32 protein-coding genes are annotated in these 26,140 nt (G+C 69.7%); 15 read left to right on the top strand and 17 right to left on the bottom strand.

What is annotated here, in order from left to right:
• Positions 1–29 precede the first annotated feature (29 nt).
• The 3 genes from ACFWN2_RS05245 to ACFWN2_RS05235 all read right to left on the bottom strand — a co-directional run bounded on the left by ACFWN2_RS05245 (position 30) and on the right by ACFWN2_RS05235 (position 1,704).
• A complete protein-coding gene (locus tag ACFWN2_RS05245) occupies positions 30–200 on the bottom strand; it encodes a DUF397 domain-containing protein (RefSeq protein ID WP_382425010.1) in 171 nt (56 codons plus the stop codon).
• Positions 166–1,035, bottom strand: a complete 870-nt coding sequence (locus tag ACFWN2_RS05240; protein ID WP_382425009.1) for a Scr1 family TA system antitoxin-like transcriptional regulator — start codon at positions 1,033–1,035, stop codon at positions 166–168. Before ACFWN2_RS05240 ends, ACFWN2_RS05245 begins: the two co-directional genes overlap by 35 nt.
• Positions 1,036–1,125: 90 nt before the next feature.
• Positions 1,126–1,704 carry a TetR family transcriptional regulator gene (locus ACFWN2_RS05235; protein WP_382425008.1) on the bottom strand — a complete coding sequence of 193 codons (579 nt, stop codon included), beginning with the start codon at positions 1,702–1,704 and terminating at the stop codon, positions 1,126–1,128.
• A gap of 92 nt (positions 1,705–1,796) precedes the next feature.
• Between ACFWN2_RS05235 and ACFWN2_RS05230 the strand changes: the two genes are divergently transcribed.
• Together ACFWN2_RS05230 and ACFWN2_RS05225 are read left to right on the top strand one after the other, a co-directional pair.
• Complete coding sequence (locus tag ACFWN2_RS05230) at positions 1,797–2,831, top strand: NAD(P)-dependent alcohol dehydrogenase (protein WP_382425007.1); 1,035 nt, start codon at positions 1,797–1,799, stop codon at positions 2,829–2,831.
• A 19-nt stretch (positions 2,832–2,850) separates the two neighbouring features.
• Complete coding sequence (locus tag ACFWN2_RS05225) at positions 2,851–3,516, top strand: HAD family hydrolase (RefSeq protein WP_382425006.1); 666 nt, start codon at positions 2,851–2,853, stop codon at positions 3,514–3,516.
• Here ACFWN2_RS05225 and ACFWN2_RS05220 read toward each other — a convergent pair.
• Entirely contained in the window at positions 3,491–4,366 is an 876-nt protein-coding gene (locus ACFWN2_RS05220; RefSeq protein WP_382425005.1) for a pentapeptide repeat-containing protein, read from the bottom strand. The two genes, ACFWN2_RS05225 and ACFWN2_RS05220, sit on opposite strands and share 26 nt — an antisense overlap.
• Before the next feature lie 53 nt (positions 4,367–4,419).
• On the opposite strand from ACFWN2_RS05220, the gene ACFWN2_RS05215 reads away from it, so the two are divergent.
• Both ACFWN2_RS05215 and ACFWN2_RS05210 read left to right on the top strand, forming a co-directional pair.
• Positions 4,420–4,986: a TetR/AcrR family transcriptional regulator gene (locus ACFWN2_RS05215; protein ID WP_382425004.1), complete on the top strand. Its 567-nt coding sequence runs from the start codon at positions 4,420–4,422 to the stop codon at positions 4,984–4,986.
• A 5-nt stretch (positions 4,987–4,991) separates the two neighbouring features.
• The gene (locus ACFWN2_RS05210) at positions 4,992–6,476 is read left to right on the top strand and encodes a carboxylesterase/lipase family protein (RefSeq protein ID WP_382425003.1); all 1,485 of its coding nucleotides are present in this window, start codon (positions 4,992–4,994) and stop codon (positions 6,474–6,476) included.
• Here ACFWN2_RS05210 and ACFWN2_RS05205 read toward each other — a convergent pair.
• On the bottom strand, positions 6,473–7,018 hold the full coding sequence (locus ACFWN2_RS05205) for a hypothetical protein (protein ID WP_382425002.1): 546 nt from the start codon (positions 7,016–7,018) through the stop codon (positions 6,473–6,475). The two genes, ACFWN2_RS05210 and ACFWN2_RS05205, sit on opposite strands and share 4 nt — an antisense overlap.
• 39 nt (positions 7,019–7,057) lie before the next feature.
• On the opposite strand from ACFWN2_RS05205, the gene ACFWN2_RS05200 reads away from it, so the two are divergent.
• Genes ACFWN2_RS05200 through ACFWN2_RS05190 form a run of 3 tightly spaced genes read left to right on the top strand, consistent with a single transcriptional unit; the run spans position 7,058 to position 8,616 of the window.
• Positions 7,058–7,435 carry a hypothetical protein gene (locus ACFWN2_RS05200; RefSeq protein ID WP_382425001.1) on the top strand — a complete coding sequence of 126 codons (378 nt, stop codon included), beginning with the start codon at positions 7,058–7,060 and terminating at the stop codon, positions 7,433–7,435.
• Between the two features lie 51 nt (positions 7,436–7,486).
• Entirely contained in the window at positions 7,487–8,083 is a 597-nt protein-coding gene (locus ACFWN2_RS05195; protein WP_382425000.1) for a DsbA family protein, read from the top strand.
• On the top strand, positions 8,080–8,616 hold the full coding sequence (locus ACFWN2_RS05190) for a vitamin K epoxide reductase family protein (RefSeq protein WP_382424999.1): 537 nt from the start codon (positions 8,080–8,082) through the stop codon (positions 8,614–8,616). Before ACFWN2_RS05195 ends, ACFWN2_RS05190 begins: the two co-directional genes overlap by 4 nt.
• Here ACFWN2_RS05190 and ACFWN2_RS05185 read toward each other — a convergent pair.
• Genes ACFWN2_RS05185 through ACFWN2_RS05175 form a run of 3 tightly spaced genes read right to left on the bottom strand, consistent with a single transcriptional unit; the run spans position 8,595 to position 10,738 of the window.
• Complete coding sequence (locus tag ACFWN2_RS05185) at positions 8,595–9,437, bottom strand: MarR family transcriptional regulator (RefSeq protein ID WP_382424998.1); 843 nt, start codon at positions 9,435–9,437, stop codon at positions 8,595–8,597. The genes ACFWN2_RS05190 and ACFWN2_RS05185 overlap by 22 nt on opposite strands.
• Positions 9,438–9,455: 18 nt before the next feature.
• The gene (locus tag ACFWN2_RS05180; protein WP_382424997.1) at positions 9,456–10,004 is read right to left on the bottom strand and encodes an HAD family hydrolase; all 549 of its coding nucleotides are present in this window, start codon (positions 10,002–10,004) and stop codon (positions 9,456–9,458) included.
• On the bottom strand, positions 10,001–10,738 hold the full coding sequence (locus ACFWN2_RS05175; protein WP_382424996.1) for a DeoR/GlpR family DNA-binding transcription regulator: 738 nt from the start codon (positions 10,736–10,738) through the stop codon (positions 10,001–10,003). The genes ACFWN2_RS05180 and ACFWN2_RS05175 overlap by 4 nt, the downstream gene beginning before the upstream one ends.
• Before the next feature lie 73 nt (positions 10,739–10,811).
• On the opposite strand from ACFWN2_RS05175, the gene ACFWN2_RS05170 reads away from it, so the two are divergent.
• The 5 genes from ACFWN2_RS05170 to ACFWN2_RS05150 are packed head-to-tail and all read left to right on the top strand — an operon-like array spanning position 10,812 to position 14,090.
• Entirely contained in the window at positions 10,812–11,975 is a 1,164-nt protein-coding gene (locus ACFWN2_RS05170; protein ID WP_382424995.1) for an MFS transporter, read from the top strand.
• A gap of 10 nt (positions 11,976–11,985) precedes the next feature.
• Positions 11,986–12,657, top strand: coding sequence for an RraA family protein (locus tag ACFWN2_RS05165; RefSeq protein ID WP_382424994.1), 672 nt, complete (start codon positions 11,986–11,988; stop codon positions 12,655–12,657).
• Positions 12,658–12,661: 4 nt separating this feature from the next.
• On the top strand, positions 12,662–13,231 hold the full coding sequence (locus ACFWN2_RS05160) for a TIGR03086 family metal-binding protein (protein ID WP_382424993.1): 570 nt from the start codon (positions 12,662–12,664) through the stop codon (positions 13,229–13,231).
• Positions 13,232–13,275: 44 nt separating this feature from the next.
• Entirely contained in the window at positions 13,276–13,674 is a 399-nt protein-coding gene (locus ACFWN2_RS05155; protein WP_382424992.1) for a VOC family protein, read from the top strand.
• A 5-nt stretch (positions 13,675–13,679) separates the two neighbouring features.
• Positions 13,680–14,090, top strand: a complete 411-nt coding sequence (locus ACFWN2_RS05150) for a YciI family protein (protein ID WP_382425592.1) — start codon at positions 13,680–13,682, stop codon at positions 14,088–14,090.
• 38 nt (positions 14,091–14,128) lie between these two features.
• On the opposite strand, the gene ACFWN2_RS05145 is transcribed toward ACFWN2_RS05150, so the two are convergent.
• The 3 genes from ACFWN2_RS05145 to ACFWN2_RS05135 all read right to left on the bottom strand — a co-directional run bounded on the left by ACFWN2_RS05145 (position 14,129) and on the right by ACFWN2_RS05135 (position 18,617).
• Positions 14,129–17,266 (bottom strand): S8 family serine peptidase, encoded by a 3,138-nt coding sequence (locus ACFWN2_RS05145; protein ID WP_382424991.1) that lies wholly within the window; start codon positions 17,264–17,266, stop codon positions 14,129–14,131.
• Between the two features lie 95 nt (positions 17,267–17,361).
• Positions 17,362–18,054 (bottom strand): aspartate/glutamate racemase family protein, encoded by a 693-nt coding sequence (locus ACFWN2_RS05140; RefSeq protein ID WP_382424990.1) that lies wholly within the window; start codon positions 18,052–18,054, stop codon positions 17,362–17,364.
• Positions 18,055–18,062: 8 nt separating this feature from the next.
• Entirely contained in the window at positions 18,063–18,617 is a 555-nt protein-coding gene (locus ACFWN2_RS05135) for a TIGR03086 family metal-binding protein (protein ID WP_382424989.1), read from the bottom strand.
• A 101-nt stretch (positions 18,618–18,718) separates the two neighbouring features.
• On the opposite strand from ACFWN2_RS05135, the gene ACFWN2_RS05130 reads away from it, so the two are divergent.
• Positions 18,719–19,456 (top strand): DUF6597 domain-containing transcriptional factor, encoded by a 738-nt coding sequence (locus ACFWN2_RS05130; protein ID WP_382424988.1) that lies wholly within the window; start codon positions 18,719–18,721, stop codon positions 19,454–19,456.
• On the opposite strand, the gene ACFWN2_RS05125 is transcribed toward ACFWN2_RS05130, so the two are convergent.
• Positions 19,449–19,871 (bottom strand): VOC family protein, encoded by a 423-nt coding sequence (locus tag ACFWN2_RS05125; RefSeq protein ID WP_382424987.1) that lies wholly within the window; start codon positions 19,869–19,871, stop codon positions 19,449–19,451. The genes ACFWN2_RS05130 and ACFWN2_RS05125 overlap by 8 nt on opposite strands.
• 124 nt (positions 19,872–19,995) lie before the next feature.
• Here ACFWN2_RS05125 and ACFWN2_RS05120 point away from each other — a divergent pair, with 124 nt between their 5' ends.
• Positions 19,996–20,586, top strand: a complete 591-nt coding sequence (locus ACFWN2_RS05120) for a LysE family translocator (RefSeq protein ID WP_382424986.1) — start codon at positions 19,996–19,998, stop codon at positions 20,584–20,586.
• Here the strand turns inward: ACFWN2_RS05120 and ACFWN2_RS05115 are convergent.
• The 5 genes from ACFWN2_RS05115 to ACFWN2_RS05095 all read right to left on the bottom strand — a co-directional run bounded on the left by ACFWN2_RS05115 (position 20,583) and on the right by ACFWN2_RS05095 (position 24,220).
• Entirely contained in the window at positions 20,583–21,827 is a 1,245-nt protein-coding gene (locus ACFWN2_RS05115) for an RNA polymerase sigma factor (protein ID WP_382424985.1), read from the bottom strand. The genes ACFWN2_RS05120 and ACFWN2_RS05115 overlap by 4 nt on opposite strands.
• Before the next feature lie 7 nt (positions 21,828–21,834).
• Positions 21,835–22,065, bottom strand: a complete 231-nt coding sequence (locus ACFWN2_RS05110) for a hypothetical protein (protein WP_382424984.1) — start codon at positions 22,063–22,065, stop codon at positions 21,835–21,837.
• A gap of 63 nt (positions 22,066–22,128) precedes the next feature.
• Positions 22,129–22,965, bottom strand: coding sequence for an NAD(P)H-binding protein (locus ACFWN2_RS05105; RefSeq protein ID WP_382424983.1), 837 nt, complete (start codon positions 22,963–22,965; stop codon positions 22,129–22,131).
• Positions 22,962–23,717, bottom strand: a complete 756-nt coding sequence (locus tag ACFWN2_RS05100) for a TetR/AcrR family transcriptional regulator (RefSeq protein WP_382424982.1) — start codon at positions 23,715–23,717, stop codon at positions 22,962–22,964. Before ACFWN2_RS05100 ends, ACFWN2_RS05105 begins: the two co-directional genes overlap by 4 nt.
• A 77-nt stretch (positions 23,718–23,794) precedes the next feature.
• On the bottom strand, positions 23,795–24,220 hold the full coding sequence (locus ACFWN2_RS05095; RefSeq protein WP_382424981.1) for a ricin-type beta-trefoil lectin domain protein: 426 nt from the start codon (positions 24,218–24,220) through the stop codon (positions 23,795–23,797).
• A 222-nt stretch (positions 24,221–24,442) separates the two neighbouring features.
• On the opposite strand from ACFWN2_RS05095, the gene ACFWN2_RS05090 reads away from it, so the two are divergent.
• A complete protein-coding gene (locus tag ACFWN2_RS05090) occupies positions 24,443–26,101 on the top strand; it encodes a helix-turn-helix domain-containing protein (protein WP_382424980.1) in 1,659 nt (552 codons plus the stop codon).
• Positions 26,102–26,140 lie beyond the last annotated feature (39 nt).

Raw genomic sequence — 26,140 nt, 5'->3', positions numbered from 1 at the left:
GCCTAAACCCGACGTTCGGCGGGTCGGCGTCACCTGTCCGAGGGGTCGGTCCTGACCATCCGCAGGAGCGGGGCCCACTGGTGAGCGGCGAGAGGGAGCTCGACGGAGGGCGACTTGCTGTCCCGGATGCCGACGCCCCGGCCCACCTCGACGCAGTTGCCGTCGCTAGCGCTGTAGCTGCTCTTGCGCCACCTGGTCACCACGAGCCTCCTCACCGATGATGCTGGTGATCAGCTTCCTCGTTCCGACCTCGTCCAACGCCGTCCGGTCGAGTGACTTGAGGACGGTCTCGTAGCGATCGACGGAAGCTTGATCTTCGAGGAAGACGTTAGCTCCTTCGCTCTCGACGTAGACGATCTCCGGGATCTTCTTGAACTTCAGGCGGTCGAAGTCGCCCGCGAGTCCCGCGTGGGGTCCGAACGCGGTCGGGATCAAGCGGATCGTGAGGTAGGGCCGGACGGACAAGCGAAGCAGGTGGTGCAGCTGCTCCGCCATGACGTCCGCATCGCCGACGGGCAGCCGCAGGGCCTGCTCGTGCATGAAGATCTGCACGGTCCGGCCGCCGTCGAGCACCGCTGTCTGACGCACGACCCGGTTCTCGACCAGAACCCGCGCGTCAGGTTCCGGCAACGGCTTGGCGAGGCCGAGGTGCCAGGTGTAGTCGGGCACCTGCACCAGGCCGTGCACGACGTTCATCGACCAGCCGGCGATCTCCGACGCGATCTTCTCGTGTTCTCGCAAGGTGCGATTCGGCGTGCAGGAACCGGTGGGCTGCAACCAGTCCCTGATGTGGGCGTCGTGGTGCAGCGCCATCAGGTGGTCGCATTCGGCGGGCGGCGTGCGCAGCAGGCCCAGCAGCTTGGCCAGGTCGACGTCGCTCACGCCCTCCTTGCCGTTGACCAGCTCCGAGACCTTGGCCTCCTGCCAGCCGAGCAACTCGGCGGCGGCACGGTTGGTCAGGTCGGCCGCCCGCAGCAGCGCTCGTATCGCGTCACCGAACTCGCGGCCGCGCACCGTTGATCTCCGCAAAGGCATGCGGGACAACGTAAAGCCGCGTTTCCGTTCGGCTCCACCCATTCGCCTCAGGTCAACCTGAAAGAAGGTCGTTTGGACGGATTCCAAAGCTCACGGTGCGACTGCGCGGCGCACGCTGTCGCGCAGGAACTCGCGCCGGCGGGCGTGGGTCTCGGCGGGTTCGCCGGCGGTGGCGGCGTAGACGTTGCTGACCGGCGACCACGCCATCGACATCGCGATGACCATGGCCATGACGTCGAACGGGTCGCCGTCGCGGACGAGGCCGTCTGCCTGCGCCTGGGCGATGGCCTGCAGCTTGTGCTCGTCGAGGCGGTCGGCGACCAGGTGGCCGGTGGGGCGGCGTTCCAGGCGCGTCCAGGTGGCGAGGCGGATGAGCTCGGGGTTCTCCAGGTACTCGTCGTACAGGCGGACCGCCCAGTCCGCGAGGTCGGTGGCGTCGATGGGGACGACGTTGACGATGCGTTCGAGCGAGGCGAAGAAGATCGCGTCGAACAGGCCGTCCTTGTTGCCGAAGTAGGCGTAGAGCTGGGCCTTGTTGGTGCGTGCCGCGGCGACGACGCGTTCGACGCGGGCGCCGGCGATGCCGTGTTCGGCGAACTCGCGGGTGGCTGCGTCGAGGATGCGCTGCCGGGTGGCGGCGCCTCGGGCGGTCAGCTGCTGGTCAGGCATGGCGCACAGCTTACCTACAGACCAGTCGGTTTACTTTCACGCCCAGGCGAGCTAACTTGAAATAGACCGAACAGTCTGTTTGAAGGAGTGTCATGCGAAGCACCACCGGCTGGCAGGCCGACGGCACCACGTCGTTGCGCGAGGTGACGATCGCCCGGCGCGACCTGCGGCCCGACGACATCGCGGTGCGCGTGGACTTCTGCGGGGTCTGCCACACCGACCTGCACTCCCTGCGCGGGCACGACGGTGAGGGCGTCCTGGTGCCGGGGCACGAGTTCACGGGTGTGGTGACCGAGGTCGGTCCGGACGTGACCGCGTTCCGGGCCGGCGATCCCGTCGCCGTCGGCAACATCGTCGACTCCTGCGGCGTGTGCACGATGTGTGAGGCGGGCCAGGAGAACTTCTGCCGTGAGTTCCCCACGCTCACCTACGGCGGCAAGGACCGTCACGACGGGACGACGACACTCGGCGGCTACTCGCGGGAGTACGTCGTGCGGGAGAAGTTCGCCTATCCCCTGCCGTCCGGGTTGGACCCGGCCGCGGCGGCACCGTTGATGTGCGCCGGGATCACCGTGTGGGAACCGTTGCGCGCGTTGAACGTCGGGCTGGGCATGCGCGTCGCGGTGGCGGGCTTGGGAGGGTTGGGCCACCTCGCGGTGAAGCTCGCGGCGGCGCTCGGCGCCGAGGTGTCGGTCGTGAGCCGGTCCGCCGACCGCGCGAAGGACGCGTTCCGGCTGGGCGCGAGCAGCGTCGTCGTCTCGACCGACCCGGACAGCGCGGCCGCGGCGCGTGACTCGTTCGACGTGCTGATCGACACCATCCCCGTACCGCACGACCTCGCGCCCTACCTCGCGCTGGTGGCCGTGGACGGGACGCTGAGCCAGGTCGGTTACCTCGGCTCCATCACCGTGGAGACGATGGACCTGCTCGCGGGGCGCAAGAAGCTGACGTCCGGGGGCAGCGGCGGTGTTCCCGCCACGGCCGCGATGCTGGAGTTCTGCGCCGCCCACGGCATCGCCGCCGACGTCGAGGTGCTGCCGTCGGCGCGGGTGAACGAGGCGCTGGAGCGGCTCGACCGCGGGGACGTGCGCTACCGGTTCGTGCTCGACCTGTCCGACCTCGGCTGACGCGTGGTTGGGTGGGCGCATGATCGACGTTCTCGGCAACGGCTCCGCGCCGCGGCTCGTCGTGTTCGACCTCGACGGGACGCTCTACCCGAAGGAGGCGTACGCGGAGCAGGTGCTCGCGGTGATCGGCCGGATGTTCGTGGAGTTGCGGGGCACTTCGCAGGCGCTCGCGGACGCGAAGGTGGCCGAGTTGCGGGAGGCGATGCGGACGAACTGGTCCGGCACGTCCACCACGTCGTTCGTGCGGGCCAACGGGTTCGACGTCGCGCAGTGGCTTCAGTACCGCGAGGCGCACCTATCCATCGCGGACGGCCTGGCACGTGACGAGGACGTGCTGCGGGAACTGGCGAGGCTCCGCGAGGTCGTGCCGATCGTGCTGCTCACCAACAACACGCGAAGCGCCATGACGGAGATCCTCGACAAGGTCGGCGTCGGTGCCGACGGGTTCACGGCGGTGTTCAGCTCCGAGGACTCCCGTGACACGCCGAAACCGCACACGGGCGCGTTCCAGGTGGTGCTGGACCGGTGCGGAGTGCTGGCCGAGCACACCTGGAGCATCGGTGACCGGGTGGACATCGACATCGCGCCGCTGCGCCGGCTCGGTGGCTCCGGCATCGCCGTCGACGGGCCCGCCGACCTGCCCGCCGCCGTCGACCACCTCATCGGGCTGGTCCGTCGGGGTTGATCGTCCCGTCCGGCTCGACGTGGAAGCCCGGGATGTCCAGCACCGCACGGTGGTTCGTGAGCGTGGCGCCGAGGAACCAGCGCGTGTCGCGGGAGCGGACCCCGGCGAACAGGACGTCGTCCTCGAACGTCACGCCGGTGAACCGGCTCGTGTCGCGGAAGTCGGCGCCGACGAACCTGGCGACACCGGCGAAGCGCGCGTCGGTGAAGCGGGCGGTGCCGATGAAGACGGCCTTCTCGCAGTTCAGGCCGCCGGTGAACACGCAGCCGCGCGCGTTGAAGTCGACCAGCACCGCCCGGCTGAGGTCCAGCGTCACGCCCCAGAACTCCGGCTCGCGCAGGTGGGTGGTCAAGATCGTGCCCGCGGAACGACGGACGTGCAGCTCCTGCTGGGTCTCGAGGTCCTCGTCGCCGTACGCGAACGGCATGCGCAGGTAGGCGGTGACGACGTCGGCGACGACCTGGCGCTGGTGCGGGTTCTCCTGCGCAAGGCGTTCCAGCGCGTAGAGCCCGGCGATGCGGACCTGCGCCAGCGGCGACCCGAGATGCTCGGTGGCCTTGACGTAGAGGTCGGTGAGGCGGCGTTCGTCGGCGTCACGGGTGGTGACGACGGCGACGACCTCCTGATGCCACTGCCGGCGCACCGCCAGGAACAGCACGATGCTGCCGCCTCCGGCCAGCCCGACGGTGAAGCCCGTCCTGATGGCCTCCAGCCGCCGGCCGGGATCACTGCCCGCCTCGGCGAGCAGCCAGACCAGCACCGCCGCGGTCAGCACGACGACCAGCACCGCGCACACCACGACGACCCATCGGCGAAGCGGCCGCAACACCACCTGCTGCCTGGCGCTCATGGCAGTCGATTCTGTCGGCCCCGCTGTTTGCTCAGGCGTGCTAAATTTTGCTCATGCGAGCAAAGTCCGTGACCGAGCAGGCCCGGCGGGCGCAGATCGTGGCGGCGGCCATCGCCACGATCGCGGAGCTGGACTACGCGGAGACGTCGTTCAAGGCCATCGCGGTGCGCGCGGGACTGAGCAGCACGGGGCTGATCTCGTACCACTTCAAGAACAAGCAGGAGCTCGTCGACGTGGTGTTCGCGGACGTCTTGGAGCGGTTCCAAGGGTTCGTGAACGCGCGGATGGGCCAGGCCGGGGCTCGTGAGGAGCTGCGGGCGTTCCTGGTCGCCAACATCGCCTTCCTGCGCGAGCACCGCGCGGACATGGTGGCGTTCCTGCGGATCAGGGCCAACGCGGCGGTGACCGACGGGGGCATCGCCGATTCCGATCGCGTGGCGCTCGCCGGCCTGCTCAGACAGGGGCAGCAGGCCGGCGAGTTCCGCGCGTTCGACCCGGACGTGATGGCCGTGTTCGTCCTCGCGATGCGCAACGGCGTCGTGTTGCGGTCCGGGTCACTCGATCTCGACGTCTGCGAGGAGGAACTGGTCGCGGTCGTCGACCTAGCCACGAGGAGTTGATCACCGTGCGTCGGGGCACGTTGTTGATCGCCGCATTGCTGCTGCTCAGCGCATGCGGGAAGGGGGAAGCCATGCCGTCGGACGTCGTCACGACCGACACCGGGCAGGTCAAGGGGGAACTGCGCGAGGGACACCTGAGGTTCCAGGGGGTTCCGTACGCGCGGGCGTCGCGCTGGGAGCCGCCGGTGCGGGCCGCTCAGTGGAGCGGCGTGCGGGACGCGTCGAAACCGGGCAGTCCGTGCCCGCAGGTCGGGTCCAGCTACTCGGAGACGAAGAGCACGAACGAGGACTGCCTGTTCGCCAACGTCACGACGCCCTCCACGAACGGCCGCAAGCCGGTGCTGGTGTGGGTGCACGGCGACGGCGCGATCGGGGCGGGGCACTACTTCGACGCCGAACGCCTTGCGCGGCAAGGGGATGTCGTCGTGGTGACGTTCAACTACCGGATGGGTGTGTTCGGCGGCTTCGGCCTGCCGGGGCTGGAGCACTCGGGCGAGTTCGGGCTGCTCGACCAGCGGGCGGCGTTGGAGTGGGTCCAACGGAACATCTCCGGTTTCGGCGGTGATCCGGGCAACGTGACGCTGTTCGGGGTGTCCTTCGGCGCGACGGCCGTGGGCGCGCACCTCATCGACGGCAGGCCGCTGTTCCACAAGGCGATCATGCACAGCTCGTTCACGCTGGTGGACGTGCCGAAGGGCGCCTGGTTCCCGGGCCTGGAGGCGTTGCCGTCGCTCGCGTGGCGGCCGGTGCCGGAGATCCAGGAGATCGGCGCGATGATCAGTTCCGAACTGGGCTGCGCCGACGTCGAGTGCCTGCGCGCGCTGCCGGTCGAGAAGCTGCTCGACTACCCGCAGATCATGAACATCTTCCAGCCCGTCGGCTACGGCGGCTCCGTGCTGCCGAAGCTGCCGGCCGAGTCGCTGGAGGCGGGCGAGTTCGCGGACGTGCCGATCCTGGCCGGTGCGACGCGCGACGAGCACAACAGCTTCGTCGGCCTGTTCCGGCCGGACCCGATGTCCGCCGAGGACTACTCGCGGCTGCTGCGCGAGGCGTTCCCGGACCGCGCGGCCGAGATCGAGCGCAAGTACCCGGTCAGCGCCTATGCGTCGCCGAAGCAGGCATGGGCCCGTGTGCTCACGGACCGCATGTGGGCGCGTTCGACGTTCCAGCAGAACACGCTCTACGCGAAGAAGGCGCCCGTCTACGCGTTCGAGTTCGCTGACCCCAACGCGGCCACGGACCCGTCCCTGCCACCTGAGCTGCACGGCGCGAACCACTCGTCCGACATCGACTACCTGTTCCCGGACGCGGACTTCACCAAGGACCGCGGCCTGTCCGACCACATGATCACGGCGTGGACGGAGTTCGCCCGCACCGGCACGCCGGGCTGGCCCCGGTTCTCGGAGGGGCGGTACGTGCAGTCGCTGGCGCCGGGCGCGATCGGGCCGGTCGACTACGCGGCGGAGCACGCACTGGGGTTCTGGCGTTAGACGAGGGATTTGGTGACGCGTTCGATCTGCCCGCGGGTGAGGCGGCGGAGGTCCCAGACGAGGCCGACGACGTCAGCGGGGCGGGGTCCTGGCCTGATTCCGGTCAGCGCTTCGAGGTGGTCGTCGGTGAGGTCGAGCAGGGCGGCGAGGTCGGCGAGCAGGTCCGGGGTCAGGTCCTTCTGGCCGCCGCCGACCCTCCCGTACGTCGAAGCCGCCCAGTACCGGCGGCCGCCGGTCACCGCGAAGACCGACTGGGCGACCGCGACCAGGTTCATGTTCCGGTTGCGCAGCAGGCGCAGGACGAGGCCCCCTGGGCTTGCGGAGTCGTACACGACGGTGAGTTCCGCGCCCAGGTGGTCGAGCCGGGGCAGCGATCGCACGAGCGCGTGCACCTCGGCCCGCCGGTCGGGGAGCAACGGCATGTAGGCGCACAGCAACGCGGCGATCGCTCCGCCCGCTCGGGCGTCGAGCGGCGCCAACTCCCGTGGCACCGGTTCGCCGGCGAGCACCAGCCGGTCCGATTCGTGCGACTTCTCCCCCATGCGCACGACGATAGGGGCCGGGTCGCTACCCTGGATCACGTGCCAGGCACCCGCAGCTCGCGAACCCGCGCGTATTTCGCGCGGGTTGTCGCCGTGCTCGCGCTGGTCGCCGGCGTCGCGATGATGCAGGGCACCCCGTGCGAGACGGAGTTCGCCTGGACCGCGCAGTGTCCGACGTCCGCCACGTCCTCGACGGCCTTCGTGGCCGACGACGTGGACACGGGGTCGTCGATGCTCGACGGGATCCTCATCGCGGGCTGTTGCCTGGTGGTGGCGCTGGCGGTGCTGATCGGGTTCGCCGTGCTGCGGCGCACCGGCTCGTTCGCGCTGGCCCAGGTGCGTCTGCCTGGTGTTCTGGCTCCCCCTTCACGCCGGCTGGAAGTGCGGCTGGCGCAGCTCTGCGTGCTGCGCGCCTAGACCGAACCCGTAGTTCGGTCCTCTTCCCGACGCCTCACGTGGAGTTCTGCCATGTCGAAAAACGCTCGTCTGTCCCTGGTCATCGTCGCCGTCGTGGCGGTCGTCGTAGCCGGGTTCCTCCTGTTCAGCCGCAACGACACCACCGCGGCACCCCAATCAGCCGACGGCAAAGTCACTGTCGTCGAGTACCTCGACCTCGAATGCCCGTCCTGCCGCGCCGCGTTTCCCGGCGTCGAGCGGCTCAAGACCGAGTACGGCGAGCGCGTGACGTTCGACGTGCGGCACTTCCCCATCCCGAGCCACCGCAACGCCGAGCTCGCGGCGGTCGCCGTCGAGGCGGCGGGCGCGCAGGGCAAGCGGGACGACATGTTCCGGCTGATGTTCGACGCGCAGCAGGAGTGGGGCGGTCAGCAGACCTCGCAGCGCGCGGTGTTCGTCGGGTTCGCGCAGCAGCTCGGGCTCGACCAGGCAGCGTTCGACAAGGCGCTGGACGACTCGGCGTTGCGCGAGCGGGTGCTGGCCCAGCGCGACGAGGGCAGCAAGGCCGGTGTGTCCGGCACGCCGACGTTCTTCATCAACGGCACCAAGTTCACCGGCGCGCCCTCGTACGACAAGCTGAAGGCGGCGATCGAGAAGGAGCTCTCGTGAACCGGATCGTCGCGTGGGTGCTGGCCGTCGGCGGGTTCGTCGGGCTGGTCGCCTCGTTCGTGCTGACGGTCGAGAAGATCGCGCTGCTCAAGGACCCGTTCTACGTGCCGACGTGCAGCATCAACCCGGTGCTGAGCTGCGGCTCGATCATGAAGACCCCGCAGGCCGAGCTGTTCGGGTTCCCCAACCCGCTGATCGGCATCGCGGGCTTCGCGGTGGTGACGACGCTGGGCGTGCTGCTGCTCGCCGGCGTGGAGCTGCCGTCGTGGGTGTGGATCGGGCTGCAGGTCGGGGCGACGTTCGGTGTGCTGTTCGTGCACTGGCTGATCGTCCAGTCGCTGTACGAGATCGGCGCGCTGTGCCCGTACTGCATGGTCGTGTGGGCGGTGACGATCCCGATCTTCTGGTACACGACGCTGCGCAACATCCGGCCGACGTTCCAGTACCACAGCGTCGTGCTGATCCTGTGGTACCTGCTGATCGCGGCCGGGGTGTTGCAGGCGTTCTGGTTCTACTGGTCGTCGCTCGTCTGACGCGAGCCGGCGGCTTGCAGTCTCGCGGTGATCGGGCTGAGCTCGGCGACCAGTTCGTCGAGCTCAGCCGCCGGCAACGCGTCGTAGGGCGGGGCGGCCAGTTCGTCGGTGAGGTCCTCGACGCGTTGCCGGACCTCGCGGCCCAGGTCGGTGAAGTGGCCGTCGGCCGTGACGAGTCCGCGTGCGCGCAGGCCGTTCATGACCTCGGCCAGGCGTTTCGCCGGCAGGTGGTGGACGCGGCCGAACGACTCCGGCGGGTGGATGCCCATCGCGATGGCGGAGACGATGTGCGCCTCCGTGCCGCCGATCCCGGAGGTGACCAGGGCGGCGACGTGTCCGTCACCGCGGTGCTCGCGCAGCATGGTCGCGGAGTGCCACAGCCGGGCGACCGGGTCGGCAGGCACCTCCAGCGTCCGCATCCCGGCGTACATCACCCGGCCCGCCGTGGGCGCGCTGACCGCGGCCTTGGTGGTCAGGTCGGCGGCGCGTTCCAGGCCCGGTGAGGAGGCCAGGTCACCCAGGATCCGCCGGAGCGCGGTGACGGACCCTCGCCGCCACGCCGCCCAGGACGTCTCCGGCGGGATCGTCTCCCACGCGCTGGGGATGTGCCGTGCGGCCTCGCCCTCGGCGAAGCTGTAGAACGCCGCGTGCACGACCTCGGCCGGGACCCGGCCCAGCGGCGCGGCGCGGCTCGCGAAGTAGCCGGCCCAGTAGTTGCGGTGCCCGAGCGCGGTCATCTCCTCGCCGATCTCGTCGGCGAAGTAGGTGACCAGGCAGATCGGTTCCAGGAGCTCGAACATCCGGCGGGCGGTGCGCGACATGGCGCCCATCGTATGGATCTAGAGCGACTTGACGGCGCCCAACTCCGAGCGCAGCGAGTCGATGCCGGTGAAGTGGTGCCCGCGCATCCCCACGAGCTCCGCTGCCCGCACGTTCTCCAGCCGGTCGTCCACGAACAGGACGTCGTCGTCGCCCAACGCGTCACGGCACCACTCGAACGCCGCGCGGTCCGGCTTGGCGTGGCCGATGCGGCACGAGAACGCACGCACCTCGAACAGGTCGAGCCACGCGTAGGTGCGTTCGAAGTGGCGGGCGTGGTCCTCGGGGATGTTGGACAGCAACGCGATGCGCTGTCCCGCGTTGTGCAGTTCGTGCAGCAGCGCGACCATCTCGTAGTCGACGCGGCTCCAGCTCGCCACGTCCTTCTCCACGAGCGGTGCGTGGCCCACGCGGGACCAGTACTCGTCGGACGTCACGGTGCCGCGGTCGTAGTCGGGGCGGTGTTCCCAGTAGGCGGTCCAGAAGTCCGGTGAGGTGCTCATCGTGTCCATGACCTCGGGCGATTGGTCGCGGGCGATGACGCCGAACATGTCGAACAGCACGATCACGCCGTCACCACCGTGACGCCCGCGGCGGTCAGGCCGTCGTCGCCCGCGGCGTCCGTGACGACGGCGTCCAAAGAGGACACCGGGGCCACGTGGGCGAGGGCCGTGCGGGTCAGCTTCGAGGCGTCGACGGCGGCGATGACGCGGCGGGCCGAGGTGATGGCGGCTCGTTTCACCGAGGCGTCCTCCAGGTCGAAGGCGGTCAGGCCGTGTTCGGCGGACAGGCCGCAGCAGCCGATCACGGCCGTGTCGAAGCGCAACGCCTGCACCGAGGCGAGCGTGAGCGGACCGGTCAGGGCCAGTTCTCCCGGCCGAGGGCGACCGCCGGGTACGAGAAGGGTCACCGACGACGAAGACGACAGCGCGTTCACCGAGTGCAGCGACAGCGGCATGACGGTCACGCGCCGGTCGTGCAGCAGGCGCGCGACCTCCAGGCATGTGGTGCCGCTGTCGAGCACGACCGACTCGCCGTCTGCGATCAGGCCTGCGACGACAGCGGCGATGCGGCGCTTGGCGTCCATGTTCTCGTCGGAGCGCAGCGCGAACGGGGGTTCGGAGCCGCGCAGCAGCAGGCTGCGGGCGCCGCCCCGGTAGCGTTCGAGGACGCCCTGGGCCGCGAGGACCTCCAGGTCGCGGCGGATGGTCATCTCGGAGGCGCCGGTCAGCGACGCCAGTTCCGCGACGCCGAGGGAGCCCGCGTCGCGCACCGCCTCGGAGATCTGCTTCAGTCGGGACACGAACGCGATTGAACAACAGTGATGTGCGAAACTCAACCTTTCGAACAAGCGAGATGTTAGTTAGCTTGTGCATGTGAGCGCTCTCAAGGCCGCGCGGGCGGCGACCTTCACCTACTTCGCCCTCAACGGGTTCCTGCTCGGGCTGTGGCTCGTGCACATCCCGACGGTCGAGGACCGCACGGGCATATCCCACGCCGAGCTCGGCCGGTTGCTGCTGCTGCTCGGGCTGGGCGCGTTCCTGGGCATGAGGGCCGGTGGCAAGGTCACCGACCGCATCGGCGTGAAGCTGATGGTGCCGATCGCCGGTGTCGTGTGCAGCGTGACGGCGTTCCTACCCGGTGTGGCCGTCAACCAGTGGACGCTCGGCTTGGCGCTGCTCATCTTCGGCTTCGGCAACGGCCTGATCGACGTAACCATGAACGCGCACGCCGTGGTGGTGGAACGGCGCTACAGCCGCCCGGTGATGTCGGCGTTCCACGCGACGTGGTCGCTCGGCGGTGTGGCGGCGGCGCTGACCGGCGCGCGCACGCTGAGCTGGGAGCTCTCCCCCGCCGTCACCCTCGGCGCGGCCGCCGTGCTCGGTGTCGTCGTCAGCCTCGTGACCGGCCGGTTCCTGCTCGACGAGAAGGAGGAGCAGCACGCCGCCGAGAAGACCACCGGCAAGCGCAAGGTCCCGCGCCGGATCTGGGTCATGGCCGTGCTCGCCCTGCTGGTCATGCTGAGCGAGGGCGCGGCCAACGACTGGAGCGTGCTGCACCTGCAGGACATCCTCGGCGCCGCACCGGAGGTCGCGGCGTTCGCCTACGGCGCGTTCGCCACGACCATGACGGTCGGGCGGCTGATCGCGGACCGCGTGACCGCGAAGATCGGTCCGATGGCGGTGCTGCGCTGGGGTTCGGTGATCGGCGCGGTCGGCATCGCCACGGCGGCGCTCTCGCCCTACATCTGGCTGGCCCTGGTCGGCTGGGCGATCGCCGGCATCGGCCTGTCGGGCACGGTCCCGCAGCTCTTCAGCGCCGCGGGCCACTTCGAACCGGGCGCGGCCGCGGCCAACGTCTCGCGCGTCGCCGGGCTCGGCTACCTCGGCGTGCTGGCCGGACCGGCGGTGATCGGCTGGCTCACGCACGTCGTGCCGCTCAACATCGCGTTCCTGCTGCCGGTGGGGTTGTGCCTGGTCGCGGCGTTCTCCGCAGGTGTTCTGCGCACCGCGCCCGCCGAGGAGAAGGTGTCGGCGTAAGAATGCCCGCATGGATCTCGACCGGCTCGACCTGACCACCGCACACCTGGCCGACGCCTGCATCCGGGCGGGCGTCCCGGTCCGCACGGCCGTTCTGACGCCGGTCGTCCCCGGCGCGAAGGCCGGTGGCCGCGTGCTGCCCGCCCGGCACGCGGGCAGCGTGGACGTCTTCCTGGAGGCACTCGAACGCAGCGAGCCCGGTGACGTGCTGGTCGTCGACAACGACGGCCGCACCGACGAGGCCTGCGTGGGCGACCTGATCGTCCTCGAAGCGCAGAAGGCCGGGCTCGCGGGCGTGGTCATCTGGGGACTGCACCGCGACACCCACGACATCCGCGCGATCGGGCTGCCGGTGTTCAGCCTCGGAGCCAACCCGACGGGACCGCTGAGCCTGCGCGACCGCGCACCGGAGGCGCTCTCGACGGCGGAGGTCGACCAGTGGACCGTCACCTCCGACGACCTCGTGTTCGGTGACGACGACGGCGTGCTGTTCGTGCCGGCCTCCGAGGCCGAGGCGCTGATCGAGAAGGCGCGCGGCATCCGGGACGTCGAACGAGCGCAGGCGGACCGCGTGCGGCAGGGTGAGTCCCTGCGCAGCCAGCTCCGGTTCGGCGAGTACCTGGCGAGCGGACTGACGTTCCGCGAGCACCTGCGCGAGATCGGCGGCGCCGTCGAGGAGTGAGGCCATGACCATCGCGGACAGATACCGGGCCCGTGCGGACGCGTTCGAGCACAAGGTCGCGAACGTGCGCCCGGAGCAGTGGGGCGACCCGTCGCCGTGTGCGAGGTGGACGGCGCTGGAGGTCGTCGACCACGTCATCGACATGCACGGCGTAATGCTCGGCGAACCGATCCCCCGCACCGAGGACCCGCTCACGGACTTCCGCGAGGCCCGTCGTCAGGTCCTCGCAGCGCTGACCTCGGACAGGGCGACGACCGAGGTCAGCACACCGGCCGGCCCGATGACGCTGGAGGACCACGTCGACCAGGTCGTGAGCGACGACCTGGTGCTGCACGGCTGGGACCTCGCCCGCGCCACCGGCCAGGACGAGACGATCCCCGCCACTGACGTCGAACGCCTCTGGGCCGCCGCCACCGCCGTGCCGCCCGAGCTGATGGAACGCTTCCGCACGCCCGGCGCGTTCGGTCCCGGCATCGAGGTCTACGGCGCCGAGGTACCGGTGCCGCAGGACGCTCCGCTGCAGGACAGGCTGCTCGGGTATGTGGGTCGCGACCCCATGTCGAAAAGTCTCTGAGCACTTCGACGGTTCCGCAAAGGCCGCTGAAAGGAACCACGGACATGGACTGGACCCTGGAAGTCATCGTCGTGCCGGTGTCGGATCTCGACCGGTCGAAGCGGTTCTACTCCGAGCAGCTCGGCTTCAAGGTCGACCACGACACGACGTTCAGCGAGGACGCCCGCGTCCTGCAGCTCACGCCACCCGGCTCGGGCTGCTCGATCGTGATGGGCAAGGGCATCGTCAAGGGCGAGCCCGGCAGTTTGAAGGGCGTGCAGCTCGTCGTGTCGGACCTGGAGAAGGCGCGTGCGCAGCTCGTCGAGCGCGGCGTCGAGGTCGGCGAGATCGTGCGCATGAACGAGGCGGACGGAGGGTCGTTCATCTTCTTCGACGACCCTGACGGCAACAGCTGGGCCGTGCAGGAGATCAAGGCCCGCGCTACCGGTGGGGAGTGGAAGTGAAGTACATGCTGGTCAGCTACGGCGGCAGCCAGGAGGACTGGGAGGGCCTCGCCGCCTGGTCGGACGAGGACATGCACCGCATGATCGCCTACATGCGCGACCTGGACGCCGAGCTGCGCGCCTCGGGTGAGCTGCTGCAGTCCGAGGGGCTGAGCGGTCCGGCGCGGGCGTTCGTGGTGCGGGGCAGCGACTCCGGCCCGATGGTCGTGGACGGTCCGTTCGCGGAGTCCAAGGAGGTCATCGCCGGGTACTGGGTGGTCGAGGTCGACAGCCAGGAGCGGCTGCTGGAGATCGCTCAGAAGGCGTCGGCCTGTCCTGGTCCCGGCGGGAAGCTGCTGAACCAGCCGATCGAGGTGCACCCGATCATGAGCGCCCCCGACGTGGACCCGGAGACCCTGGCGCCGTACCAGAAGTAGCGGTGAGGGGGCCGGGATGCCAGCCCCCTCACCACGGATCACTTCAGGTCGTACGCGCGGATGATCGTCTGCTGGACGTCACTGCCCGCGTCCGCCGCCCGCGCCTTGAACGACACGTTCTTGGCGCCGTGCGGGTGGATCAGCGTGACGTTCCAGCCCGCCTTCGTCTTGCGCAGCGACACCGGCTTCCACGTCTTGCCCTCGTCGTAGGACACCTGCACCGCCGGTGCCTTGATGTTCGTGACGGGGCCCGTTCCGTTGCGCTCCACCGTGATCGGCACGGTGAGCACGCGTCCGGCGCGGTTGCGGTCGTCGAGCTGCGGCGCGAACCGCACGGCGAGCAGCGGCACCGGCTGGTACAGCTCGCCGGGGACGTGCTCGGAGTAGAACGACCAGTCCGCGGTGACCTTCGACGAGAACGAGTCGCGGGTCGCCTCGGTGTGCACGGTGTAGCGCTTCTTCGCCGCCGGCGCGTCCGGGATGTAGGCGTACCCGGACTCGGGCTGGTCGGAGATGACCTTGCCGTCGAGCGTGACGGTGGTGCGGCCGGTGCTCGCGCTGAACCCGTACATGCCCTGTGCGCTGTGCACCGGCAGGTCGAGACGCAGCACGTTGCCGATGCGTCCGGCGAAGCGCACGGCTCCCGGCTGGTGCGGGACGCCGGGGCCGTAGACGGCGCTGTTCCAGTGCTCGGTCGTGGTGCGGCCGAGCTTGAACACGCGCGGCGCGACCGACAGCTGCGCGCCGAGGTTCGGGTACTCGCCGAGCTTCGCGAACTCCGTCAGCGAACCGGACCACTCGACGCCGGGCGTGTAGAACTCTTTGAGCCGCAACGGCAACGGGCCGGAGGCGCCGCTGTCGCGCTGACCGATCGAGCCCGGCACGCGGGCGTGCGTGACGGAGTCGACGCGGGCCAGTTCACGATCCTTGACCGACCGCTGGACGGTCGCCGGCACGCGGGTCTTCTCGCCGATGCGCACGTGGTACTGGTACGGGCTGCCGTCGAACCTGCCGTTGGCGTCCGGCTTGGCCAGCACGGACTCGGCGTAGAACTCGAACGTCGGCCACGAGGTCTTCGACGGGCGGATGAGGATGCCGTCGAAGTCGTTGAGGTACCAGGTGCCGCCGGTCTGGCCCCAGCTCGCCTCCAGCAGGAACCCGAGGCCCGCGGTGGCCGCCTTCGCGTCCTTCGCCTCGACCGCGATCCCGGGCTGGTTGCCCTGCCGTGCGTCGAACACGATCTCGGTGTCGCCGGTGACGTCCAGCGCCGGTTCGGTCAGCGTGGTGGTCTTGCCGGACTCGAGCGTGTCGATCGTGCCGTCGAGGAAGTACTTGCCCTTGGGCAGGCGCTGCACGATCGTGCCGGACGGGTCGTAGCGGAAGTACGCCTGCGGCTGGTCGAGGCTGACGAACCGGTAGTTGTAGTACGGCGCCGGCGCGCCCGTGTGGTCGAGGAACGTGAGCTTCAGGTCGTAGCTCTCGACCTCCTTCACCACACCGATCGGCACGCGCACGCCGTCGGAGGACAGGACCACGGCGCCGTAGACGCCGTCCGGCACGTTGGCCTTGGTGTCGGCGGTGACGGTGGCGTCCGCGCTGCCACCCGCGGGGACGGTGAGCTTCGCGGGCGAGACGCCGAACAGGCCGGAACCGGCGGGCTTGACCTCGGCGACGCTCAGGTCGAGCGTCACGTCGGCGGTGCCGTTGTTGCGGTAGGTCAGCTTCTGCGTGATGGGCTTGTCGTCGTCGTGCGGCCACAACGCGGTGCCCAGCGAGAAGCTGCCGTGGTTCGTGGAGACCCCGGTGGAGACGGCGCGGCCGACGTCGAGGCGTCCGGCGCCCTGCTCGTAGATCGAGAGCGACGGGGTGGGCTTGGCGCTGTTCATCAGCGCGGCCTTGATGTCCTCGGCCTTCCACGCCGGGTTCTTCGACGCGAGGATCGCCGCTGCTCCGGCCACGTGCGGGGTGGCCATCGACGTGCCGGACAGCGAGACGTGTCCCTCGTCGACCGGCGTGCCGATCTGTCCGTTCTTGGCCTTCGCGGCGACGATGTCGACGCCAGGAGCGGTGATGTCGGGCTTGACGGCGTTGTTCGTCCAGCGCGGCCCGCGGGAGGAGAACTCGGCGAGGCTGTCGTCGCGGTTGACGGCGCCGACGGTGAGGGCCGCGTCGGCGGCGGCGGGTGAGCCGATGGGGCCACCGGAGTTGCCCGCGGCGACGACGAACAGCGCGCCGGTCTGCTCGGTGATGCGGTTGAGCGCGAGCGACATCGGGTCGGTGCCCTCGTCGGGCCACGAGCTGCCGAGGCTCATGTTGATGATCTTGGCCTTGGTGGCGGCCCACTCCATGCCGGCGATGATGTCGCTCTCGCGGCCGCCGCCGTAGTCGCCGAGCACCTTGCCGTTGACGAGCTTGGCGTCGGGCGCGATGCCCTTGTACTTGCCGTCACCGGTGACCGTGGAGGCGACGTGCGTGCCGTGGCCCATGCGGTCGTCGGTGGTGTCGCTGTCGGAGAAGTTCTTCGACTCCACGACCGAACCCACGAGGTCGGGGTGGGTCTCGTCGACGCCGGTGTCGAGGATCGCGACGGTGACGTCCTTGCCGGTGAAGCCCTTCTCCCACGCCTGCGGCGCGCCGACCTGCGCGGCACTGCGGTCCAGCGACGCGGTCACCTTGCCGTCCAGCCAGATCCTGCCGGTGCCCGCCGCCCGAGCCCCGGCCCAGAACGAGCCGTCCTTGCCGACCGTGATCGCGTGGGAGTTGATGCTCGGCAACGACTCGGCGTTCGCCGCGCTGATCGCCTGCCCCTGCACGATCAGCGGGATCGTCGTGCTCGCCTTGTCGTCGTAGCCGGATCTGGCGAGCAGCGAGACGTCGAACAGCCGCGCGTCCAGTTCGCCGGAGTTGAGCCGGGCCTGGGCGTCGCGCGGGACGACGTGCAGGTCGCCTCTCGGGTCCGTGAAGGAGCGGAACCCGACGTTCTCCCTGCCCTTGGCGCCTCTGGCGTGGACCTTGCCGTTGCTGACGGTGATCTCGTCACCGGTGACGAGCGTGACCCTGGTGGTCAGTCCCTCTGCCCTGACCGCCTGCTCCTGCGGTGCCGCCGAAACGGGAACGGCTGCCGTGGCGGCAACCACGACAGCCGTCAGACCGGCGGCGATGTGTGATCGTTTCAACGCGAACTCCCCTAGTTCACTGAAGAAGGAATAGCCCTCAGTGACTAAGACACTCCGGTCGGTGGCCGCGTTGCAGCCTCGATCACGTCACGTGTTCACAGAACTGTCTGGACGGCCCGTTCGACGGCCGCCTCGACGTGCAGGCGGGTGGTCGGGAACACCGGAAGAGGCACGTCTGCCTGGGAGATCAGCAGTTCGATCTCGGTGCAGCCGAGGATGACGCCCTGCGCGCCCTCGAACCGGGCGATCACGTCTTGATAGGCGCGGCGGGACTCGTCGCGGACGATGCCGAGGCACAGTTCGTCGTAGATGATCCGGTGCACGGTCGCGCGGTCCTCCTCCGACGGCACCAGCACCGTCAGGCCGTGCGACTCCAGCCGTTCGCGGTAGAACGCCTGGTCCATGGTGAAGCCGGTGCCGAGCAGGCCGACCGTGGTGAGGCCGGCCGCCTTGATCGCCTGCGCCGTCGTGTCGCCGAGGTGGATCACCGGGACGTCGACGGCCGCTTGGACCTGGTCGTAGACCTTGTGCATGGTGTTGGTGCAGATCAGCACGAAGTCGGCGCCTGCCGCCTGCAGGCCCGTGGCGGCGTCGGCGAGCGCCTTGCCGGAGTCGTCCCAGCGGCCCTCGACCTGCATGCGTTCGATCTCGGCGAAGTCGACGGAGTGCAGCACGACCTTCGCGGAGTGCAGGCCGCCGAGGCGTTCCCGCACGAGTACGTTCGCCAGCCGGTAGTACTCCGCGCTGCTCTCCCAGCTCATCCCGCCCAGCATTCCGATCGTCAGCATGCGACCAGTCAAGCACTCCACCGCGGGTCGCGGCCGGTGGTGGCCAGCAGCTGCTCGAACGGCGAGGCGTCGGCGGGTGCGGCGACGGCTGCCTTGAAGACGTTCATCTCGATCGCCATCGGTCCCATCTGGTTCACCAGGCCCGCGACCTCGGTGAACACCTCCGGATCGGGCTCGAAGCGCTGGCCGGTGGCCTGGGCGAGGTCTGAGGCGTGGATGGTGAGGTCGAGCAGGACGAGTCCGCCGACGGTCTGGGCGGGCATCCGCATGTTGCCCGCGATGCCCTTGGTGGCGCCCGGCTGTCCCCACGCCTCGACGAGCTTCGCGGACTCGGCCGGGTACTGCGCGCGCCAGTCCGGGTAGGACGGGGTGTGGCTGAAGTCGGCGTCCTGCTTCGCGGCGAGCTTCTGGAACTCGACGACGACGTGCAGCAGGTGGTCGAGCAGCGCGCGGACGTCGTAGTCGGCGCACGGCGTGGGCTTGGTCAGGTCGTCGTCGGTGATGTTCGCGATGACGGGCAGTGCGTGGTCGCGGGCTCGGTCGAGCAGAACGCTGAGCTTCATGGTTCTCAGGCTATTTCTTCGGCTTGCCGGGGTTCTTGAAGAAACGCGCCAACCTAGGATGCCTGGTTGTGCAGGGGCCGCGCCGGGACACTCGGGGGATCGTGGACGCGCGTGAGCTGTTCGCCCGCGTGCGGTTCCGACGCCGCCTGCCGTGTGCCGCGTTGCAGCCGTACCTGGAGCACTACTGGCTGATCGACGGCGAGCTGGACGAGCCCTACACCTCGCACGTCGTGCCGCATCCGTCCGTGAACGTCGTGTTCGAGCGCGGCTTCGACCGTCCCGAGATCGCCGGGGTGGGGCTGGGGCTGTTCAGCCGGGTGCTGCACGGGCGGATCCGGGTGGCGGGCGTGCAGTTCCGGCCCGGCGGGTTCCGGCCGTTCCGCCCTGAGCCGGTGTCGGAGTGGACCGGGCGGCACGTGCGGCTCGACGTGCCGTCGTCACCGGTGCTGGACGTCGAGGACGAGGACGACCGGGTGGCCGCGCTCGACGCGTTCCTGCTCGGCCTCGGACCGGTCGCCGACCCGCAGGCGACGCTCGCGATGGAGCTGGTCCAACGGATCCGCGACGACCGTTCGGTGCGGCGGGTGTCGGGGTTCGCGCGGGACTGCGGCGTGGCGGTGCGGACGATGCAGCGGCTGTTCGCGGACTACGTCGGCGTGAGCCCGAAGTGGGTCATCCTGCGCTACCGCATCCACGAGGCGTTGGAACGCGCCGAGACGGATGTGGAGTGGGCCGGGCTGGCCGCCGATCTCGGGTACAGCGACCAGGCCCACCTGGTGCGGGACTTCACGCAGACCGTGGGCGTCTCCCCCACGGCGTACGCGCGCGCTCTCACCTGAAGTACTCGCACAGCTCGATGAGGATCCCCTCGGGACCACGGACGTAGCAGGTCTTGAGCATGTTCTCGTAGGTCTCGACGTTCCTGACCACTTCGGCACCGTGCGGCTTGAGGCGGGCGAGGGTGTCGTCGAGGTCGTCGACGACGAACGCGACGTGCCGCAGGCCCAGGGCGTGGATCGGCGCGTGTGAGCTGCCGTCGATGCTCTGCGGAGCCTGGAACTGGCTGAACTCGATGCGGTACTTCTCGTCCGGGGTCTTCATCATCGCGATGTCGCTCCTGGAGCCGTCGAGGCCGATGACGCCGTCGACGAACTCGCCCTGCATGTGCGCCTTGCCTTCGAGCTCCATGCCGAGCTCCTCGAAGAACGCGATGGCGGCCGCGAGGTCGGTGACGGTCATTCCGACGTGGTGCATGCTCTTGATGCTCATGCCCTGGGGACGGAGCGGGCCGCGCGTTCTCTACACCCGAAGTGGTCCAACTTCGCGGGCGGTTTTTGGCTCTCCTGGCTGGACCGCTTTCGCGGCAGAGTGCTGCGGTATGACACTCGCATTCCTGATCACGACGTTGATCGCGGTCGCCACTCCCGGCACCGGTGTGCTGTACACGTTGTCCGCTGGACTCGCACACGGGCGGAGGGCGAGCGTGGTCGCCGCGTTCGGCTGCACGCTGGGGATCGTGCCGCACGTGCTGGCCACGGTGACCGGCCTCGCGGCGTTGCTGCACGCGAGCGCGCTGGCGTTCGAGATCGTGAAGTACCTCGGCGTCGCGTACCTGGTCTACCTGGCGTGGGCGACGTTGCGGGACAAGAGCGAACTCGTCGTGGACACCGCGGCGGCGCCGGCGTCCGCGCGGAAGGTCGTGGTGTCGGCGGTGCTGATCAACCTGCTCAACCCGAAGCTGACGATCTTCTTCGTGGCGTTCCTGCCGCAGTTCGCGACGGGGTTCGGGCAGATGGTGACGTTGAGCGCGGTGTTCATGGCGCTGACGTTCGTGGTGTTCGCCGGGTACGGGGTGTTCGCGGCGTCGATGCGGGACCGGGTGCTGGCCCGGCCTCGGGTGATGGTGTGGCTGCGGCGGTTCTTCGCGGCGTCGTTCGCGGCGCTGGGGGCGAAGCTCGCGCTGACCTAGCAGCTCGCGGCGCGCTCCAGCAGCAGCGTGCGCTCGCGTTCGTTGCGCGTGAGCGAGGCCGCCTTCTCGAACTCGGCCTTCGCCTCGGCCGTGCGCCCGAGCTTGACCAGGAAGTCGCCGCGCACGCTGGGCAGCAGGTGGTACCCCTGCAACGCCTTCTCGCCCGCGATCTCGTCGACCAGCGCGAGGCCGGCGGCGGGCCCGAACGCCATCGACAACGCCACGGCGCGGTTGAGCTCGACGATCGGGGACGGCGAGATGCCCGCGAGCACCTGGTACAGGGCCGCGATGCGTTGCCAGTCGGTGTCCTCGGCCTTGCGCGCGCGGGCGTGGCACGCGGCGAGGGCGGCCTGCACGTAGTAGGGGCCGGGCGGCTGGTTCAACGCTTCGGCGCGTTCCAACGCCTTCAACCCGCGGCCGATGAGCAGCCAGTCCCAGCGGCCGCGGTCCTGGTCGAGCAGCAGCACGGGTTCGCCGCCGGGGCCGGTGCGGGCCTTGGCGCGGGAGGCCTGGATCTCCATCAGTGCGACGAGGCCGTGGACCTCGGCCTCCTTGGGCGCGAGCTCGGCGAGCACGCGACCAAGGCGCAGTGCCTCGGCGCAGAGTTCCGGGCGCAGCCAGTCGTCGCCCTGGGTGGCGGAGTAGCCCTCGTTGAAGATCAGGTAGAGGACTTCGAGGACGCTGGCGAGCCTGCCCGCGAGCTCGGGGCCTTCGGGGACCTCGAACGGGACGCCGGCGTCGGCCAGGGTCTTCTTGGCCCGGACGATGCGCTGGGCCACGGTCGCGTCGCTGACGAGGAACGCGCGGGCGATCTCCTCGGTCTTGAGGCCGCCGAGCATCTTGAGCGTGAGCGCGACCCGTGCCTCGGTGCCCAGGACCGGGTGGCAGGCGGTGAACATGAGGCTCAGGAGGTCGTCGCCGATCTCGTCCTCGATGCCCTCGGCGGCGTCCGGTGTGGCCTCCTGGACGTCGCGGCCGATCTCCTCGACCTTGCGGTTGAAGTTCTCGCGCCGCCGGATCTGGTCGATGGCACGCCGTTTCGCCGTGGTCATCAGCCAGGCGCCGGGGTTCTTCGGCACGCCCTGCTCCGGCCACTGCTCCAGCGCCTGGACCAGGGCGTCCTGGGCCATCTCCTCGGCGAGGCCGACGTCGCGCACGTACCTGGCCAGCGCGGCGATGACCTTCGCCGACTCCATCCGCCAGACCGCGTCGACGGTGCGGTGCACCGAGGTAGCCCCCATGGGGGCATCAGACCACAGCCACCTGACGTATTTCCACGACGCACGCCGGTAGGTCGATGCGCTTCACCCGCTGCACCGCCTCCTCGTGGTCGCGGACGTCGATCAGCCAGTACCCCGACACCCCGTACGCGCCGGGGACGAGGTCACCGGCGTCGAGCAGGACGCCCGCGCGCCGCAGCGCGTCCCCGTGCAGTGCCGCCAACGGGACCGGGCTCCTGACGAACACCATGAACCGCACCGGACCTCCTCGTTCGCCTCTCGTGAGGACGTCGAACGGGGAGGTCCGGAATCGACGCGGTGATCAGCCGCGGAAGTCGGCGGCGTGGTCGCGGGCCCACTGCGCGAACGTGCGGTAGGGCCTGCCGGTGAGGTTCTCGTAGTCCGGTGACACCACGAACTCGTAGTCGCTGAAGTCGTCGGGGTCACCGCCCTCGTAGCCGCCGAGGCCGAGGACGTACCGCGCGATCTCCTCGGGCCAGCCGACGCTCACGTAGTAGGCGAGCGCCTCCTCGGTGGTGACGTCGCGGAACGTCAGCGAACGCCCGATCGCGGCGCCGATGTCGCGGGCCATGTCCCGCTGGGTGATCTGAGCGGGCCCGGACAGGTCGTAGGCCTTGCCGGCGTGGCCGTCCTCCTGCAGCACCCTGATCGCCACGTCGGCGATGTCGGCCTCGTGGATCGGCTGCCCGAACGCGTCCGGCTCGGGGTGCACGACGGTGCCGTCCTCGCGGATCGACGGGCCCCACAGGTCGATCTTGTTGGCCGCGAACTCACCGGGCCGCAGGTGCGTCCACTCGACGCCGGACGCCTCGACGGCCTGCTCGACGGGCAGGTGGTGGGTGGTGTCGTAGCCGTAGGTCACCGCGCCCGAGGACAGCGTCACGATGCGGCGCACCCCCGCTCGCACCGCCCGGTCGACCACGTCCTGCGCGGTCGGCGGGTGCACGAACAGGTAGAGCCTGTCCACACCGTCGAACGGGAGGCTGTCCGGGTCGTCGAGGTCTGCCTTCACCACCTCGACGCCCGCGGGGAAGCCCGCCTTGGACGGGTCGCGGGTGATCGCCCGGACGTGGCCGGACAGTCCCTGGACCACGAGCCGGCCGACGTTGCCCGTCGCCCCGGTCACCAGCGTTGTCATCGCATGCCCCCTTCGATGCCGTCGAGCAGCTTGTCGAGCCCGTAGTCGAACGAGCTGGTGATGGTGTCGGCGAGCGTGCCCTCGGTGTCGTAGGCGCCGGCGTTCCACAGCGCCGTCATCGCCGGGTAGCGCTCGACGTCGAAGTAGTCGTCCCAGAAGACCTGCCTGGCGCCCCACCACGAGTCACCGGACTCGCCGGTCGCCGCCGCGAGTTGCTGGTCGTCCACCTCGGACGCCGCCGCGCCGTGCACGAACCCCTCGATCGCGACGTGCGCGACGGTCACCTGCCGCGGTTCCAGGCCCGAGTCGGCGAGCGCGGCCAGCACGAACTCCTGGCCGTCCATCAGCCCGGGGCCGAGCGGCGGCCGCACCATCGACACGTCCCGCATCCACGGATGTGCCTGGTAGACCGCACGCGTGCGGTCGGCGTAGTGCTTGACGCGCTCACGCCACGTGCCTTCGGGCGTGAGGTCGCGTTCCTGCAGCACCGTGTCGGCCATGAGGTCGATCAGTTCGGCTTTGCCGGGCACGTGCGTGTAGAGCGACATCGTGCCGACGTTCAGCTCCTGCGCGACCTGGGCCATCGACATCGCGCCGAGCCCGTCGCGGTCGGCAACCGCGATCGCCGCGGTGACGATCTGGTCGACGCTCACCTTGGGCTTCCTGCCGACCGGTTTCGGCTCCGGCGGCCTGCGCCAGAGCAGCGCGAGCGTCCTGGCCGGGTCTCCCCCGCCGCTGCGTTCGGCGGCCATCCGTCCACCCCATTTCCGTAGGCCATACGGAAACAATACCGTATGACGTACGAAAATAGGTCACAGGACGGTCGGCGTCAGTTGGTCCACTTCTGATAGGCGCTGCCGTTGCAGGTGTTGAGCCGCACGCCGTTGGAGACACTGCCGTCGAGGCACAGTCCGCTCTGCACGTGCTTGATCTGGTTGCCCGAGATCGTCCACTGCTGGTACACGCTGCCGTTGCAGGGCTTGAGGCGCACGCCGTTGGAGACGCTGCCGTCGAGGCACTGCCCGCTCTGCGCGTGCACGATGTCGCCGCCAGTGGTGCCCCACTCCTGGTAGGCGCCGCTGTTGCAGGTCTTGAGCACCACGCCGTTGGACACGCTGCCGTCCAGGCACTGCCCGCTCTGCACGTGGCGGACGGTGGACAGGACGGAGGCGTCGGACGCTGCCGCCGGGATCGAAGCGCCGAGCGCTCCGGCGGCGCAGGCCGCCATCACCAGTGCGGCCTTCAACTTCTGCATGGGTTGCTCCTTGTGCTGATCGTGATGCCACGACGACGCGCGGCGAAAACGTCGACAACTGCTCGGCATGAGCGAAGTCGAATGGGCGGTTCACTGTTTTGCACGCGAAAGTGATCGTGCGAGATGTCCGCGAGTGCGGTCGGGACAAACGATGCCGATGAACCCGCAACCGGACAACATGCCGCCGTCCCGAAATGGTGAGACACGCCCTGAACAGGCGATATGTGCGGGCGTGGGACGACTGCGATACTGGCCCGCGACACCGAAAGCTTGGGGAGGGCGGTAGGTGTGGCGGGAAACAGGGGTGACCTCGCACGCCATCTCATTGCGCTCAAGCAGCGCAGCGGGATGAGTTATTCGGAACTGGGACGCAGGTCGCACATCAGCAGTTCGACATTGCACAGGTATTGCTCGGGAACGACCGTTCCGCCGGACTACCAGACAGTGGCGGGAATCGCCACGGCGTGTTCGGCGAGCGACGAGGAACTGGTCGAGCTGCTGGCGCTGTGGAGATCGGCGACCGGCCGGGTGGTCGTTCCGGAGATCGTCCACCGGCAACCGGAGGAGCTGCAGCGGCTGCCGAGTCCCCGCGTCCGTTCCGCCGTGTCGGCAGGGCTCGTCGTGGTGCTCGTGCTCTTCTCGCTGGCGGCCAGCGGCGCGGACTTCAGACCCGTGGCGGCGCAGGGGCAGATCACCGGTCCGTCCTGGCAGCGTGAACGGCCGCTCGCGCCGTCGCTGTTCGGCGTGACGGCGTCCTCGTCGAGCGGGGCGATGCCGTCGTTCCAGGTCGGCAGCCTGCGGTTCTGGGACAGCGGCACGCGGTGGGCGCGGCTGCAGCCGCGGCGCGACACCTACGACTGGACCGTCCTCGACCGGCTCGTCGCCGGCGCGCGGAAGGCGGACCTGCCGGCGACGCTGGTGCTCGGCGGCACACCGGCCTGGGCCGCGCCTTCAGGGCCGAAGGCGCCGTACGGCGATGGTTCCCGCAGCGCGCCACCCGACGACCTGGGTGTGTGGGAGCAGTTCGTCAGCACGCTCGCGAATCGCTACCAGGGCCGCATCGACGCCTACGAGGTGTGGGTGCACGCCAACGACGAGCGCTACTTCTCCGGTTCGACGGAGACCCTGGTCGAGATGACCAGGCTGGCCTCGCGGGCCATCAAGGCCGCCGACCCGGACGCGCTCGTCGTGTGCCCGTCGATCGCCCGGCTGTGGACCGACGAGGGTCGCGCGGTGCTGCGCCGGTTCGCCGAGCTGCGCGGGTACGACCACTGCGACGTCGCGGGCCTCAACCTGCACCAGCGGCAGGCGGCCGACCCGCCGGAGACCATGATCGGCCTCCTGCGGCAGATCGACGGCGCGTTGCATGACGCGGGCGTGCACCCGCGGTTGTGGAACACCGGCGTCACCTATGAGTACGTGCGCGACGAACAGCTGGACGAGCAACGCGCGATCGACTACGCCGCGCGCTTCTACCTGGTGGCGATCCAGGGCTCCAACTTCAGCCTCGAACGCACCTACTTCTACAACTGGGGCGGCGGCGGTCTGCCCATCACGCTGCAGGCCGTGGGCAGCCCGCCCACTCCTGCGGCGCTCGCGGTGGAGGAGCTGCAGCGGTGGCTGGCCCGCACCAGCACCCGGTCGTGCGGTCAGGGACTCGCCATCGACCTGCCGGCGAACGTGTGGCAGTGCGAGTTCACCGCGGACGACGGACGGCTGCTCACCATCCGCTGGACGCACGAGGGCACCGCGACGACATCACTCCCGCCGAACGCCGAGGAGGTGCGCTGCCTCGACGGCACCAGCCGGCCGGTGCGCGCGGGCGACACAGTCGCGGTCTCCGGAACACCGGTGCTCGTGGTGGGACGGCAAAGCGGCTAGTGGTGCGGCTCGGCACAAGCCTCGTGCGTGAACACGGGT

Origin of the sequence: Lentzea sp. NPDC058436, from assembly GCF_042721515.1 — a bacterium.
In the GTDB taxonomy this organism is placed as follows: Bacteria; Actinomycetota; Actinomycetes; order Mycobacteriales; family Pseudonocardiaceae; genus Lentzea.
Note: the sequence above shows the minus strand (reverse complement) of the source record. Positions and strands in the feature narration are given on the sequence as shown.